Genomic DNA, 14,053 nt, shown 5'->3' with positions numbered 1-14,053 from the left:
GCCGTGGTGATCATCGAGGTCAACCGTCGAGCTGTTCAGCACTACGCTTTCCGGATGCGTTACCTCACCCGGCAGTTCGCCGTCGGCGCCCTGCGCCGTGGCAACGGCATCGAACAGTTCCTCGGCGGTGCTCGGATCGAGGGCCAGCCCGCCATCCGGTGGGTGGAGATCAGCCCGAGGAACGGGCAATACCGCATCTCGGTTCACACCGTTCAAGATCCCGACGACGACGGTGTGGGCGACCTGTCCAATCTCATCTCGCTCGACCCGGTCGACGAGGAGTACGTCGGTGAAGGCCGCGAGGTGGGCGTCACGGAGGACGAGGCAGATGCGGTATCGCTCGCTGAGCATCTCGCCGACGCCCGCCCCGACCGCTGGGTCAACCACGCTGTGGCCGGCGAGGAGTACATGGACTACGTCCGAAGCCGGCGAGACGATGCCCAGGCGGCGACGTAGCCACCTGGATCAAGCACCGGTACGCGTCGGAGCCCGCCGCTGACGACCAGAGCCAGTCAGTCGAGTTCGGCTTGGGCGAGGAGTCGTGCGAGCAGCGAACGGTCATGGAACGCGGCGTGCAAGCGCTCGGCGAGCTGGCGTAGAGCTGTCGGGACGGAGCTCCCGGCCACGAAGGTGCCGCCCTCGGAACCGAACCAGATCAGCTCAGCCTTGTCGGGCATCTCGGCTTCGACCAGCCGGCCGGCGAAGTTCTCCCATCCGTGCCCGTTGCCTTCGGCATCGAGATCTTCGAAGACGTCCGCGACTTCCTCCATGTCGCCGTCGAAGAGCCAGAGCTGCTGTGATCCGTCATCAAGGGTGTGGATGCGAAACGGAGCCAGCGAGAAGTCGTCAGTCACTCGGGCATGGTAGGGCTCGTGCGACGACGTGGCTGGTCCAGGAGCGGATGATCTCGGTGGCGAGCCAGTGGACGCGGGATGGCGCGCCGCGGCAGTGACCGCCCTAGTGATCGTCGTCGAGGTCGCGGAGTGCTGCGCGGAGGAGTTCGGGGGTGCGGGCCGGTGGTTCCGCCTCGATCGTCAGGCGGCCCATCGCCGCGGCGTAGTGGTCCACCTCGTCGGGCTTGTCGAGGTAGAGGCCGCTGGTGAGGTGTTCGATGTAGACCACGTCGGGCATGTCCGGGTGCGGGAAGCGCAGGATGGTGAAGGCGCCGCCGGCCGCGGCGTGACCGCCGGACTCGAAGGGGATCACCTGGAGCCGTACGCTCGGACGCTCGCAGATGTCGATCAGCGACTGGATCTGCTCGCGGAGCACGGCCCGGCCGCCGATCGGGCGGCGCAGCACGGCCTCGTCGAGCACGGCCCACAGCCGGGGCTGGTCGTCGTTGGCCAGCATCTGTTTGCGGGCCATGCGCAGCTCGGCGCGCCGGTCGATCTCCGCGGCGGTGGCGCTGCCGTGACCGAGCATGATGACCGCCCGGGCGTACGCGTCGGTCTGTAGCAGGCCCGGCACGAACTGGATCTCGTAGGTGCGGATCAGCTCCGCCGCCTGCTCCAGGTCCAGGTAGTTCTGGAACCAGCTGCTGAGCACGTCGCCGTAGGAGTGCCACCAACCGGGCGTGTTGGCCTCGCGGGCCAGGGTGAGCAGCCGCTCGTGCTCGCCCGGGTCGTCGACGCCGTACAGCTTGAGCAGGTCGGTGACGTCGCGTTCCTTGAAGCTGACCCGGCCGAGCTCCATCCGGCTGATCTTCGACTCGGAGGCGCGGATCTCGTAGCCGGCCCGGTCGCGGGTGACGCCCTTGGCCAGTCGCAGGCTGCGCAGGCGCGCACCGAGCTGCAGACGACGGACCGTCGGCCCCTCGTTCTGTTGTCCCGTCACCACCGGTGATCCCGTCGTCGTTACGGCTTACGCCCCACGGCGCCGTACTGGTCGATCTCGGGGGTGTCCTCCGCGCCGGGCTCCGGCCGCCAGCGGGTCACCGAGATCACGCCCGGCTCGACCAGCTCGAGGCCGTCGAAGAGGGCGGCCATCCGGGCGGGGCTGCGCAGGTGGTACTTCGGGTTGGCCGAGATGTTCCAGATCCGTACGGCCTCGTTGTTGGCCTCGCTGGTGTCGCTGCCGTCGTAGGTCGCCAGGTAGCTGCCCGGCGCGAGCCGGCCCATGATGCGGTCGATGATCGACTTGGCTTCCGCGTCGTCCTCGATGTGGCCGAGGATGCCCATGAGGAACAGTGCGGTCGGCCGGGACAGGTCCAGGGTCTTGACGGCCTCGTCCAGGATCCGGTCGGGCTCGCGCAGGTCGGCGTCGATGTAGTCGGTGGCGCCCTCGGGGCTGGTGGTCAGCAGGGCCCGGGCGTGCGCGAGGACCAGCGGGTCGTTGTCCACGTAGACGACCCGGGACTCCGGTGCCACCCGCTGTGCGACCTCGTGGGTGTTGTTCGCGGTCGGCAGGCCCGTGCCGACGTCGAGGAACTGCCGCACCCCGGCCTCGCCGGCCAGGTACTTCGCCACCCGGGCGAGGTAGGCCCGGGAGAGCCGGGCGTTCTCGGCGAGCTGGGGCAGCGACGCGAGGATCTGGTCGCCGACGGCGCGGTCGACGGCGAAGTTGTCCTTGCCGCCGAGCAGGTGGTTCCAGATCCTGGCCGTCTGCGGGACGGTGGTGTCCAGTTTGGGCATCTCCTGCTGACCGTCTGCCACTTGCACATCCCTTGCTCGACCGGGGTACCGACGAATGATCGGCGCAAGCATAAACCGCCCATCGATCGCATGGACGCGCCGAACGGTCATAATAGGCACGCCCAAAGCGATGATCATTTGCGCACCCGGCCGCGGACGGTCAGGGGACCATCCAGCCGGGCAGCCGGATGCCGACGGCCGAGGCCGCGACGGCCAGGAGAGCAACGCGGGCCCGGCCCGCATCGAGTAGGCGGGCACGGCGACGATCAGCGCAACCGCGGGCGCGTGAACACAATCATCCAAGATCGTCGATCATAAGTGATCGACGATCCGGCGCCTGGGCAGCGGGGGCGACATTCGGTAGGGACGATGCGGCCCGGGCCGCCGCCTCCGTCCTACAGGGACTCGGGGGCGGCCCGGACGCTCGGGGGAACCCTCATTTCGTGCAACTTGCATCGAGTACATGACCATGGCATGCCAAATTCGTCCACGACGCACGTGGACGCCGCTCAAGACCAATAAACCCCTTCTAACGGTCTGTTGTTCTTGAGTCACTCTCCGTACGCTGTTGGTCAATAAGCCATCGATCAACTTCAGTCGCAGAGGCGAATCGGTGGAACGACCAGCAGCATTGCGGGGAGCAGAGCATGGTCATCAAGGTTGTCGATCAGATCAATGACGACGAGATCCTCGAATCGGCGTGGAACCTCTACCTCCACGCCTTCCGCGAACTGAACGCGATGGCGGTGCAGCGACACCTCATGTACCGCCATGAGTTCGACGAGGTCATGAACGATCAGCGCGTCCAGAAGTACCTGTGCGTGGACGATGACGGGACCCTCTGCGGATTGTCCACGTACACGAACGATCTCAACGCGGTGCCACTGATCGCTCCGGAGTACTTCGAGCGGCACTGGCCCGAGCATTATCTGGCACGCAGGATCTGGTACATCGGCTTCGTCGCGGTGCATCCTCAGGCGCAGGGGCGGCACATGTTCCGTCAGCTGTGCGAAGAGATGTACGTCGTCGCCGCCACCCAGAACGGACTCGTCGGCATAGACATCTGCAGCTACAACGACGAGGTGCTGAACTTCTCGCACGTCTTCCGGGCCCAGGCGGAGCGTCTCACCGCCAACATGCGCTTCCAGCGGATCGACCAGCAGTCGTACTGGCTCTATCAATTCCACAGCGAGGATGCGGCCTGAGTGATCACCCGACCTCAAACCATAGGCGACCTCCGCTTCGACCACAGCCAAGAGCCGCCCGCCGTCTGGTTGACCGGCCGGCTCAGGTGACCCTGCCGGAGATGAACATCGCGATTGTGGTGGTCATTCGCCTCCTGGTGTGCCGGGAGTCCGGCTCGGTCGAGCCGGGCGTGGTGGCGATTGCGCAGGGCGCTGCCGATACCCCGATTCTGCGGATCGGGGCGCACCCCGCGAAACGCCAGGTAGTGGCGCGGGTCGGGCGGGTTGTGCGTATCGAACGCCGCGGGAACCCCACCCGCGCGCTCGTACGGCGGCCCGGCCACTTCCTCCGGCCGCCGCCCTGGGCGGGGCGGCGGTGTGCTCATCAGCCCCCGGTTGACGGCGGCCGCGGTCCAGGCGGTGCCGTCCGTGCCGACAATGGCGTCGTCACGGATCGCCGGTTCCTGGGTGGCGTTCGTCATCGGGATCCTCTCTCGGGTCGCGGGTGGTCGGATCAGTAGTGGTAGCCCCGGGCGCCGACGGGTTCATGCGAACCCCTGGTCATCGGCGGGCCCTCCGGTAACGCCACGACGCCTCCGTCGGCGCCGCGGCCGATCGCCGCGTACGCCTCCGGCCGCGCGGCGCGCATGCCGAGCGCCCAGATGACGCCGATCAGTGCGACACCCATGTAGAGCACCGGGACCAGCCACTGGAACACCGAGTTCCCGTCGACCTGCAGCAGCTCGCCGAAGCCGATCACGGTGATCCCGAGCACGGCGCTGAGCAGCAGGAACGCGATCATCGGGGCGATCATGGACCGCCAGACGTTCTCCAGGCCGCGGTTGCGCACGAAGAACACGAGCACCGCGAAGGACGCGCTCCACATCAGGAGCAGCACGCCCAGCCCGCCGATGGTGGTCAGCCAGGCGAAGACGTACAGCAGCGGGTCGACGCCCGCCACGGCGAAGGCGATCAGCACGCCGAGCGCGAGCACGCTCTGGGTGATCGACCCCATCAGCGGCGCCCCCGTACGCGGATGGGTGTGCCCCCAGACCGACGGCAGCACGCCCTCGCGGCCCAGCGCGAACTGGTAACGCGCCACCGCCGCGTGGAACGCGAGCAACGCCGCGAAGACGCTGGTCATGAAGAGGATGTAGCCGAGGTCGACGAAGATCCTTGGCAGGTGCGGCGTGACCAGCGCGAACACCAGGTCCGTCCGGTGTTCCTGCGCGGTCGCGACGATCTGGTTCGCCCCGGTGTTCACCGCCATCGCCCACGCGGAGAGTCCACACAGGAGCCCGGCCAGGATGACCGCGAGGTGGGTGGCCCGGGCGACCGTCTTCTTCGGGTCCTTGGCCTCCTCGGAGAGCACGACCGTCGCCTCGAAGCCGACGAACCCGGCGACCGCGAGAACCAGCATCGGGCCGACGTCCGGGGTGAAGAGCTGCGCCGGGGCGAGCGTCTCGAAGCTGATGTGCCCGCCGGCCGGGTTGCCGACCATCACCAGGTCGTAGAGGACCACCACGCTGATCTCGGCGATCAGCAGCACGGCCAGGACCTTGCCGCTGAGGTCGACCCAGAGCAGGCCGAGGACCGCGACCAGCGCCCAGGCCACCAGGGCGCAGGTGAACCAGCCGACCGTCACGCCGAGCGCCGCGAGGATCTCGGAGGCCGCCGAGCCGAAGAGCCCGAACAGTCCGATCTGCATCAACGCGTACGCCGGCAGCGCCACGAAGGCGGCGCCGACGCCGGTCACCCGCCCGAGCCCGTGGCTGATGTACGCGTAGAAGGCCCCGGAGTTGACGATGTGCCGGCTCATCGCCACGAACCCGACGGTGAAGATGGACAGGATCCCGGCCACCACCAGGTAGATCACCGGAACGGCGGTGCTGCCGATGAGGGCGTAGATGGCCGAGATCGAGCCGATGATGACCGTCAGCGGTGCGGCACCCGCCACGCCGAAGAAGACCACGGAGGGCACGCCGAGCCGGTTTCGAGCGAGTGCGGTGGAGATGATGTCCGGCTCGGCGATTTCCTTACGCGCCATCAACAGCCTCCCGGCCCATTGATCGAAGTTGTCCGGTCGGCGGTGGTGCCGCCCACGTGAGCTCACCGACGGCCGACGGCCAGCACCGAGCCGACGCTGGACTCGGTGTACTCGATGAGCTGTCGCAGGTCTTCTGGTAGTGACGCCACCGTGTTGGGCAGCACGGTGAGCGCGGAGCGATGCGCCTCGAAGTCCCACAGCACGTGGCGGGTGAGCCCGGTCGCGGCGACGAGGCCGGCCAGCACCCGGTCGCCGAGCGACATGTCCATGCCGCGGACCAGGATGTTGGCCAGCCGCATGGGCGCCCAGGCCGCCGCGTTGCGCTGCAGCTCGTTGTTGGGCATGTAGAAGGTCTGTGTGCTCAGCATCCGGCGCCGGGTCACGGATTCGACCGCGCCACAACGCTCCAGCCGCTCGCCCACCCGCACTGCCGCGTCCTGCGAGAGATAGGCCAGCCAGGTGCGCACGTCGCGGTGCTGGGGCTGGGCTATCAGCAGGTCGAGAATAGAATGGGTGAGGGCGTCACGGGGCGGATGGTTGCTCACGATCTCCAAATCACCCGCGAAGATACGGAGCCGATTGTCGAGGATAAGCTCCCCCAGTAACGAGGCAGCCAGACCGATGCCGGTGGCCCGCGGATGCAGCCGCGATCGGCCGGTCCGATCCTCGTGAGCGATCAAGTAGAACTGGTCAGCCAGCACGCCGCCACTCCCTAGTACACATCGACATGAGATACGTCGTGGACAGCAACAACTGCCCGTATACACACCACTTACTCCTTGTCTCGCGCATCATGTACCCAGCTCTAAGGTCAACACAAGAAGTACTAGACTCGGAATCCGGTCGTGATGTTCTTGGCGGAGCATGGGACGGTGCTGAACGTGTATCCCTACCCGAGAGCCGAGGGGGCCACATTGGCCACTGACGAGGGTCCCACCCTGCGGCGGCGCCGCCTAGGTGCCGAGCTGAAGCGGTGCCGCGAGGAGGCCGGACTGACCCAGGAAATCGTCGGACGCCACTTCGAGTGGCACGCGGCGAAGGTGACCAGGATCGAGACCGCGCGCGTCGCGGTGACCGCGCGCGACGTGAAAGACCTGCTCACGCTGTACGGCGTCGAGGACGAGGCCTACCGCGAGGCGCTCATGGCGCTGGCCCGGCTGTCGCGCGAGCGGACATGGTGGACGGACTACCGCGACATCATGCGCCCCGGCAACTTCGTCGGGCTCGAGGCGGAGGCGTCGGTGCTGCGCGCGTGGGAGCCCGTGCTGGTGCCGGGCCTGCTGCAGACCGAGGCATACATGCGCGCGCTGATGCGTACCGGCCGGGCCTCCGACCCGCCGCACCACATCGATCGCCGGGTCGCGTTGCGCCTGAAGCGCCAGGGCCGGCTGACCGCCGTGAACCCGCTGAACCTTGTCGCGCTCATAGACGAATCCGCGGTGCGCCGCGTCGTCGGTGGCCCAGAGGTCATGAATGAACAGCTACGGCATCTGTTAGACACTGCCCAACTACCGACGGTGACGATTCAGATCTTGCCGTTCGACGCCGGCGAACACCCCTTCCTGGGGGGCTCAGCAGCGCTTTTGGAGTTCCGGGAGACCACTCATTTGGATGTAGTTTACCTAGAGGGTCTTGCGGGAGACTACTACGAAGAGCAACATTCAGAGGTCGCCCGCTACCGAGACGAGTTCGAGCGACTGAGCGCCAAGGCCCTCGACAGTCGTCTGACGATCAAGATGATCGAGGGCCTGCTACACAGCTAGGCCTGCGCGGGAAACGCGCAGTGAGAACTACAACCGCATATTGAAGGGAGGTGCTTGGCATGCCTGCGCACCATCTCAACGCTGCCGTGTGGAAGAAAAGCAGTCGCAGCAACGGAAACGGCGGCAACAACTGTGTCGAGGTCGCATTCCTCGACACAGTCGTTGCCGTTCGCGACAGCAAGAACCCTACGGGTCCAGCTCTCATCTTCAACCCGTCCAACTGGACTGAGTTTGTCAACTCAGCCAAGAGCGGCGAGTTTGATCTGAACAGGTGAGAGAATACCGATCGGTGCGTGACGATGGGAAGTGGTGAATCAAAATCAACTTCCAACCGATGCATGATCCGTTTCAAGATAGTGAAACGACTGTCAGCGGCCTTCGGATTGCGTGCCATCGGATCCGTGCGGTAGTGACGTTCGGGGCGCCCGGCCGGGCGCCCCGAACCTGCTTTCCGGCCCCTGGGCAGGCAATTCTCGGCACATCGGAGGTATTCACCGGGTCATATGCGGGGTGTACGCTCAGGAGTTAATTCATAACCCAGCGTGAAGGGGTCTCCCGTTGCGCACCATATCGCCCCATTCTCCGGAAGCCGATCCGGAGGCCGGAGCACCCGGCGCCCCTCCCCTGCCCGGGGTGCCGCTGCTCGAGATGAGGGCCGCGCGCATCGTCGCCGCCCTCGACGAATTCCGAAACGCATTTCCCCAGGTGCGGCCCTTCTACGCCACGAAATGCAATACCGATCCCGGCGTACTGCGGGTGCTGCACCGGGCCGGATCGCGTTTCGAGGTCGCATCCATCGAAGAAATCAAGATTCTCCGAACCCTCGGCGTGCGCGGACAGGATCTGATCTTCAGCAATCCGGTACGCGCACGCGAACAGACCAGACAGGCGGCCCGCGCCGGGGTGTACCGGTTCGCGGTGGACTCCCGGGAGGAACTGCACCGGGTGGCCGAGGAGGCGCCGGGCAGCTGCGTGTACGCCCGGCTCGCCACGGGCGCCGCGGCCAGCGTGGTGCCGAGCGAGGGAAAGTTCGGTGTGGACGCCCGCGGCGCGATCGACCTGCTGGTCCGCGCCCGCGACCTCGGGCTGGTCCCGTACGGGATCACGTTCCACATCGGCTCGCAGACGCTGCGGCCGGCCGCGCTCCAGGCGCCGCTGACGGACGTGTACACCGTCCTGTCGAGACTGATCAGCGCCGGCATCCGCCTTCAGATGGTGGACATCGGCGGCGGCTTCCCCGCCTCCTACGACCGGCCCGTGCCCGCGCTGGCGGTGTTCGGGCGCGCCGCGGCGGACGGGATCGCGCAGCTGCCGTACCCGGTGGAGGTCTTCGCCGAGCCGGGGCGCTGCATCGTCGCCGAGGCCGGCACGTTCCGGTGCCGGGTGATCGGCATCGCGCAGCGGCCCTCGGGCCACTGGGTGCACACCGACCTCGGCGTCTTCAACGGGATGATGGAGGTCCTCGAGTCCGGCGGCGGCCTGCGGTATCCGATCTGGGACAACCGCGGCTCGGCCGACCGGCGCCGCTTCCACGTGACCGGGCCGACCTGCGACGGCCAGGACACGTACGCCCGGGACGTGCCGCTCTCCGCGGACCTGCGCGAGGGCGACGAGGTGCACATCGGCTCGGCCGGCGCGTACACGACGGTGTACGCCTCCCGCTTCAACGGCTTCGCCCAGCCTCAGGTCCTGGTGATCTGAGGCCGTTCCCGGGCGTCCGGGCCGCAGCACCGGCCCGGCACGCCCGCGGGACACAGTGGTGGGTGTCAGGGAATATGTCGCCGTTCCCTGACACCCCCACGAACCCCTACCGGGAGAGGCCGTCGACGATCAGCCGGAGGGTGGACCGGCGCAGGCCCCTCGGCATCCGTGGGGCGTGCCGGTGCGCGGGATCGACCTCCGACAGCCGGGCGCGCAGGTGCCCGGGCACCCAGGGACCACCCGTGTACAGCAGGCCGCCCGCGACCCGCTCCGCGGCCAGGTGCCGACCGGCGAGCCGGGCGTAGGGCGCGCCGAGCCAGCACCAGTCCGGCGGCTCCGGCGGCAACCCCGACCAGTCACCCAGCGCGGCGACGTAGGGCTCGGGGGTGCCGGCGGCCGACGCGGACACGTACACCGTGCCGGGGTGGGTCAGGGCGAGCGCGAAGCGGCGCAGCCGGTCGTCGCCGGGGTGCGCACCCGCGTGCAGGGAGTGCACGGCGATCGGCCCACGGCGTCGCGCCGGCGCGGCGAGCGACGCGTGGCGCACCGGCGGGGTCCCGTCCAGCATCAGGAGCTGGTCCGCGTCGGCGTATGCCCGCGCGAGCGCCGCCGGGCCGTCCCGGTCGAACCGGCCGCGCAGCGGTTCGGTGTCGCCGAACCGGCGCGGCACCGCCTCCGGAAGGTGCGCCCGGGCGGCGTCGAGCCAGCGCGCGACGATGTCCGGCGAGCGGTCGCGCCGCTCGTACCAGCGCACCAGCACGCCGGACACCCGCCGGGCGGGGGGTGCCACCGCTACGCGATGCCGTTCTCGGTGCAGTAGTCGGCGTAGGCGCCGGTGCAGACGGTCCGCCGGCTGACGAAGCCGTCGGCGATCACCTTGCCGACGTCCTTCTTGAAGATCGGGATCGGTTCCAGCAGCACCGAGTCCACGTACCCGCCCGACTCCGGGTCCTTGATCCGGTCGGTCGCGTCGGTGGCCTTCTCGCCCTTGTACAGGCTGATCGCGAGCTTGGCCGCCGCGTCGGCCTCCTTCTTGATCGGCTTGTAGACCGTCATGCACTGGTCGCCGGCGAGGATGTTCTGCAGGCCCTGCGTCTCGGCGTCCTGGCCGGTTACCGGGATCGTGCCGTTCACGCGCTCGCGCTTGAGCACGGTGATGGCGGCGTTGCCGAGGCCGTCGTTGGCGGCGAGCACGCCGTGGATCTTGCCCTCGGTCTGCGACCACATCTGCTCGAAGATGAACCGGCCGTCGTCGTTGTTCCAGCGGGGAACCGACTGCTCCGGGCCCTTGAGGTAGGTGCCCTCGTCGTACTTGGCCTGCAGGATCTCGTCGTAGCCCTCGCGGAAGAGGGTCGCGTTGTTGTCCGTCGGCGCGCCGTTGAGGTAGACGATGCGCGGGTTCACCACGCCCTTGGCCTTCAGGCACTTGACCAGGCCCTCGCCCTGCAACCGGCCGACCGCGACGTTGTCGAAGCTGACGTAGTAGTCCGCGCCGCCGTTGAGGGTGAGCCGGTCGTAGTCGATCGTCTTGACGCCGGCGGCCTTCGCCTTCTCGAGCACGGCCCGGCCGCTGACCGAGTCCAGGCTCACGATCATCAGGACCTTGGCGCCGCCGGCGATCATCTCGTCGGCGATCTTGGTGAAGTTCGCCACGTCGCCCTGCGCGTTGCGGATGTCGACGGGCACGTCGGCGGCCTCGAAGGCGGCCTTGAGCAGCTTCGGGTCGTCACTACCCCAGCGCTGCGACGTGGTGGTGTCCGGCAGGATCACGCCGACCTTGCCCACGCCGCCGGAGACGGCAGCGGCATCGTCGTCGTCACAGCCGGCCAGGCCACCCAGGGTCAGCAGACCCGCCGTGGCGACCGCCACCAGCTTCCTACGCATACCGATTCTCCTCCCGCGACAAAGCCGGGCCAGGGTAACAGTCGGTAAACCCCACCGGAATCCGCGGTGACAAAAATCCCAGCGGCCATGAATTGCCTGGTCGCGGCCCCGGCCAGCGAAGGTGGGACCGGGTCACGGCCGCGAAACCTACAATTCCTGTCGGGTGAGTAGGATGTCGCGATGACCTCGCTGTCCGAGTCGGCCGCGGAGCGCCTCGTCGCCGACCGCGCATTCGCCCCCGGTTTGCCCGGCTTCGTCGGCGTCGCCGTCGACCTGCTTCCGGACGAGCACGAGCACGACCCCGTCCCGGACGGCGACCCGGGCGAGCCGCTCCTGGCACGCCGGCCGCTGCGGCACGGCTTCCTGACCACCGGGCCGGCACGGGTAGTGACGGTCAGCGGGCCGCCGTCGCCGGGGATCGAGTCGAGCGCCGCGCGGATGACCGAGGACCTGCGGCTGGCGCTGCCGCTGATCGGGGCGCGCGCGGCCGTACCGGGCGCGGCCGCCGACGCGGCGACGGCGGGCATCCGGATCGGGCTCGAGGCCGGCGTCGACGGCGCCGGGCCGTACGGGCTGATCCGGCGGTGGCATCTCGCGCACGCGCTCGCGCCGGTGCTGGCCGCGGCGTTCGCCAACGCACCGCTGCGGCACGGCCGGCCCTCCGGCTGGCGCAGCGTGCGCCAGGCGCCGCGCCGCGACCTGCCGCCCGCGCCGCCCGGCGCCGACCCGCGGGCCGCCTGGGCGGCCCTGGTGCTGGACTCGCCGTACCGCCGGCCGACCGGCGGAGTCCGCGACGAGCCGAGCGGAGGGCGCACGTTCCGGGAGCTGACCCGCCGCACGCCGGGCGACCGGCCGGGCGCCGCGGACCTCGACCGGCACCTCGCGGCGCTGCGGCCGCCGGTCGCCGCCCGGGGACACCTGGAGCTCGACGTCGCCGACGCGCAGCCCGGCGACGGCTGGGTGGTGCCGCTCGCGGTCACCGCGGCGCTGCTGGACGACGCGTACGCGGCCGCCGAGGCGGAGTGCGCGACCCGGCCGCTGGCCGGCACGCCGCGGCTGTGGGAACGCGCCGCCCGCGATGCGCTGACCGACCCGGAGCTGGCGGCCGCCGCGCGGGAGTGCTTCGTCGCCGCGTACGGGGCCCTCGCCCGCCAGGGCGTCTCCCGGGAGATCCGGGACGCGGTCGCCGCGTTCACCGAGCGGTACGTGCTGCGCGGCCGCTGCCCCGCCGACGACGTGCTGGACCGGGTCGCCCGGGCGACGGCAAAAGAGGCTCAATGGTAGGTTCGTACCTTTATGTCGGACCGGCCCACAGCTCAGGAGCCTCGTGAAGATCCTCGACGAAGTGTCGCGCACGCTCAATGAATTCCTGCTCGTACCCAGCCTGACCACCGCCGCCTGCACCCCGGACAACATCGACCTGAGCGCGCCCCTGGTGCGCCACCGGGTCGGCGAGACCTCCCCGATCCGCATCGCCACCCCGCTGACCAGCGCGATCATGGGCGCGGTCTCCTCGCCGCGGCTCGCCATCGCCCTGGCACAGTGCGGCGGGCTCAGCTTCGTGCACCAGAACCAGCCGTACCCGGAACAGGCCGCCATGGTCGAGGCGGTCAAGCGGCACAAGGCCGGCTTCCGCTTCTCCGACATCAACATCAAGCCGTCGGCCACCCTCGGCGAGGTGTCGGCGCTGCTGGAGTCCGCCGAGCGCGACGTCGCCGTGGTCACCGACGACGGCAGCCCGCACGGCCTGTTCGTCGGCCTCATCTCCACGGACGACTTCCATCCGGGACGCCACGACCTCGACGACTCGGTCGCCTCCCGGATGCGCGCCGCCGCGGACCTGGTGACCGCGCCGCCGAGCGTGACCCTGTCCGAGGCGAACACGCTGATCTGGGACCACCGGCTGGACGTGCTGCCCGTGGTCGACGCCGCCGGCCTGCTGCACTCGATCGTCCTGCGCCGCGACTACGAGCTGCACAAGCGCTTCCGCAACGAGTCGATCGACGCGGACAAGCGGTTCCGGGTCGGCGCGGGGGTGAACACCCACGACTACCGCGAGCGGATCCCCGCGCTCGTCGCGGCCGGCGCGGACCTGCTCTGCATCGACTCGTCCGACGGTCACTCGGTGTGGCAGGCGGAGACGCTCGGCTTCGTGCGCGAGAACTACGGCGACGACGTGCGGATCGGCGCCGGCAACGTCGTCGACGGCCGTGGCTTCCGGTACCTGGCGCAGGCCGGTGCCGACTTCGTCAAGGTGGGCATCGGCGGCGGCTCGATCTGCACCACCCGCGACCAGAAGGGCATCGGGCGCGGGCAGGCCTCCGCCCTGATCGACGTCGCCGCCGAGCGCGACGCGTACGCCCGCGAGACCGGCGTCTACGTGCCGCTGTGCTGCGACGGCGGCCTGCTCACCGACTCGCACATGGCGATCGCGTTCGCCCTCGGCGCGGACTTCGTCATGCTGGGCCGCTACTTCGCCCGCTTCGACGAGAGCCCGGCGCCGCTGGTGCACCTCGGCGGCCAGTTCTTCAAGGAGTACTGGGGCGAGGGCTCGAGCCGGGCGCGCAACGTGTCGCGGTATGAGCACGGCGGCGGCAGCAGGCTCACCTTCGAGGAGGGCGTCGACGGCTACGTCCCGTACGCGGGCAGCCTCTACGACAACGTCGACCTGACCATCGCCAAGCTCAAGGCCACGATGATCAGCTGTGGCGCGACGGACCTGCGCAGCTTCCACGACGGCGCGGTCCTGGTGCCGGTGTCGCAGCAGAGCTTCCTGCAGAACAGCGCCGAGATCCGGCTGCGCGACCGCCCCGGCGACGCGGGACGCTGACGGTCGGGGTGCGG

At 69.2% G+C, this 14,053-nt stretch carries 15 protein-coding genes; 7 read left to right on the top strand and 8 right to left on the bottom strand.

Annotated features, from left to right (window positions below):
* Positions 1–3: 3 nt before the first annotated feature.
* Positions 4–456: a hypothetical protein gene (locus ACIBSW_RS34010; RefSeq protein ID WP_354730263.1), complete on the top strand. Its 453-nt coding sequence runs from the start codon at positions 4–6 to the stop codon at positions 454–456.
* Positions 457–512: 56 nt separating this feature from the next.
* On the opposite strand, the gene ACIBSW_RS34005 is transcribed toward ACIBSW_RS34010, so the two are convergent.
* The 3 genes from ACIBSW_RS34005 to ACIBSW_RS33995 all read right to left on the bottom strand — a co-directional run bounded on the left by ACIBSW_RS34005 (position 513) and on the right by ACIBSW_RS33995 (position 2,630).
* Complete coding sequence (locus tag ACIBSW_RS34005; RefSeq protein WP_354730261.1) at positions 513–854, bottom strand: Imm51 family immunity protein; 342 nt, start codon at positions 852–854, stop codon at positions 513–515.
* A gap of 103 nt (positions 855–957) precedes the next feature.
* The gene (locus ACIBSW_RS34000) at positions 958–1,836 is read right to left on the bottom strand and encodes a helix-turn-helix transcriptional regulator (RefSeq protein ID WP_354730259.1); all 879 of its coding nucleotides are present in this window, start codon (positions 1,834–1,836) and stop codon (positions 958–960) included.
* A 17-nt stretch (positions 1,837–1,853) separates the two neighbouring features.
* The gene (locus ACIBSW_RS33995) at positions 1,854–2,630 is read right to left on the bottom strand and encodes an SAM-dependent methyltransferase (RefSeq protein WP_354730269.1); all 777 of its coding nucleotides are present in this window, start codon (positions 2,628–2,630) and stop codon (positions 1,854–1,856) included.
* 647 nt (positions 2,631–3,277) lie between these two features.
* Here ACIBSW_RS33995 and ACIBSW_RS33990 point away from each other — a divergent pair.
* The gene (locus ACIBSW_RS33990; RefSeq protein ID WP_354730257.1) at positions 3,278–3,835 is read left to right on the top strand and encodes a hypothetical protein; all 558 of its coding nucleotides are present in this window, start codon (positions 3,278–3,280) and stop codon (positions 3,833–3,835) included.
* A gap of 14 nt (positions 3,836–3,849) precedes the next feature.
* On the opposite strand, the gene ACIBSW_RS33985 is transcribed toward ACIBSW_RS33990, so the two are convergent.
* The 3 genes from ACIBSW_RS33985 to ACIBSW_RS33975 form a co-directional block, all read right to left on the bottom strand.
* Positions 3,850–4,296 (bottom strand): hypothetical protein, encoded by a 447-nt coding sequence (locus tag ACIBSW_RS33985; protein WP_354730255.1) that lies wholly within the window; start codon positions 4,294–4,296, stop codon positions 3,850–3,852.
* Between the two features lie 32 nt (positions 4,297–4,328).
* On the bottom strand, positions 4,329–5,861 hold the full coding sequence (locus tag ACIBSW_RS33980) for an APC family permease (protein WP_354730253.1): 1,533 nt from the start codon (positions 5,859–5,861) through the stop codon (positions 4,329–4,331).
* A 62-nt stretch (positions 5,862–5,923) separates the two neighbouring features.
* On the bottom strand, positions 5,924–6,562 hold the full coding sequence (locus ACIBSW_RS33975; protein WP_184994006.1) for a GPP34 family phosphoprotein: 639 nt from the start codon (positions 6,560–6,562) through the stop codon (positions 5,924–5,926).
* A gap of 171 nt (positions 6,563–6,733) precedes the next feature.
* Between ACIBSW_RS33975 and ACIBSW_RS33970 the strand changes: the two genes are divergently transcribed.
* From ACIBSW_RS33970 to ACIBSW_RS33960, 3 genes are all read left to right on the top strand, one after another.
* Entirely contained in the window at positions 6,734–7,624 is an 891-nt protein-coding gene (locus ACIBSW_RS33970) for a helix-turn-helix transcriptional regulator (protein WP_354730250.1), read from the top strand.
* Positions 7,625–7,683: 59 nt separating this feature from the next.
* On the top strand, positions 7,684–7,899 hold the full coding sequence (locus tag ACIBSW_RS33965) for a DUF397 domain-containing protein (protein WP_354730248.1): 216 nt from the start codon (positions 7,684–7,686) through the stop codon (positions 7,897–7,899).
* Positions 7,900–8,257: 358 nt separating this feature from the next.
* Positions 8,258–9,325 (top strand): type III PLP-dependent enzyme, encoded by a 1,068-nt coding sequence (locus tag ACIBSW_RS33960; RefSeq protein WP_354723698.1) that lies wholly within the window; start codon positions 8,258–8,260, stop codon positions 9,323–9,325.
* 106 nt (positions 9,326–9,431) lie between these two features.
* Here ACIBSW_RS33960 and ACIBSW_RS33955 read toward each other — a convergent pair whose 3' ends face one another.
* Entirely contained in the window at positions 9,432–10,115 is a 684-nt protein-coding gene (locus ACIBSW_RS33955; protein WP_354723699.1) for a hypothetical protein, read from the bottom strand.
* A 2-nt stretch (positions 10,116–10,117) separates the two neighbouring features.
* A complete protein-coding gene (locus tag ACIBSW_RS33950; RefSeq protein ID WP_354723700.1) occupies positions 10,118–11,209 on the bottom strand; it encodes a substrate-binding domain-containing protein in 1,092 nt (363 codons plus the stop codon).
* A gap of 180 nt (positions 11,210–11,389) precedes the next feature.
* Here ACIBSW_RS33950 and ACIBSW_RS33945 point away from each other — a divergent pair, with 180 nt between their 5' ends.
* Both ACIBSW_RS33945 and ACIBSW_RS33940 read left to right on the top strand, forming a co-directional pair.
* On the top strand, positions 11,390–12,493 hold the full coding sequence (locus tag ACIBSW_RS33945) for a glutamate-cysteine ligase family protein (protein ID WP_354723701.1): 1,104 nt from the start codon (positions 11,390–11,392) through the stop codon (positions 12,491–12,493).
* Between the two features lie 43 nt (positions 12,494–12,536).
* Complete coding sequence (locus ACIBSW_RS33940; protein ID WP_354723702.1) at positions 12,537–14,039, top strand: IMP dehydrogenase; 1,503 nt, start codon at positions 12,537–12,539, stop codon at positions 14,037–14,039.
* The last annotated feature ends 14 nt before the right edge of the window (positions 14,040–14,053 follow it).

The sequence above is a fragment of the Actinoplanes sp. NPDC049668 genome (assembly GCF_044465445.1).
Classification (GTDB): domain Bacteria; phylum Actinomycetota; class Actinomycetes; order Mycobacteriales; family Micromonosporaceae; genus Actinoplanes.
Note: the sequence above shows the minus strand (reverse complement) of the source record. Positions and strands in the feature narration are given on the sequence as shown.

What these genes read in the sequence shown, in the direction of transcription:
- ACIBSW_RS33990 (WP_354730257.1), top strand. Translation starts at nt 3,278, where the DNA reads ATGGTCATCAAGGTTGTCGATCAGATCAATGACGACGAGATCCTCGAA.
- ACIBSW_RS33985 (WP_354730255.1), bottom strand. Translation starts at nt 4,296, where the DNA reads ATGACGAACGCCACCCAGGAACCGGCGATCCGTGACGACGCCATTGTC.
- ACIBSW_RS33965 (WP_354730248.1), top strand. Translation starts at nt 7,684, where the DNA reads ATGCCTGCGCACCATCTCAACGCTGCCGTGTGGAAGAAAAGCAGTCGC.
- ACIBSW_RS33945 (WP_354723701.1), top strand. Translation starts at nt 11,390, where the DNA reads ATGACCTCGCTGTCCGAGTCGGCCGCGGAGCGCCTCGTCGCCGACCGC.
- ACIBSW_RS33950 (WP_354723700.1), bottom strand. Translation starts at nt 11,209, where the DNA reads ATGCGTAGGAAGCTGGTGGCGGTCGCCACGGCGGGTCTGCTGACCCTG.
- ACIBSW_RS33980 (WP_354730253.1), bottom strand. Translation starts at nt 5,861, where the DNA reads ATGGCGCGTAAGGAAATCGCCGAGCCGGACATCATCTCCACCGCACTC.
- ACIBSW_RS33995 (WP_354730269.1), bottom strand. Translation starts at nt 2,630, where the DNA reads ATGCCCAAACTGGACACCACCGTCCCGCAGACGGCCAGGATCTGGAAC.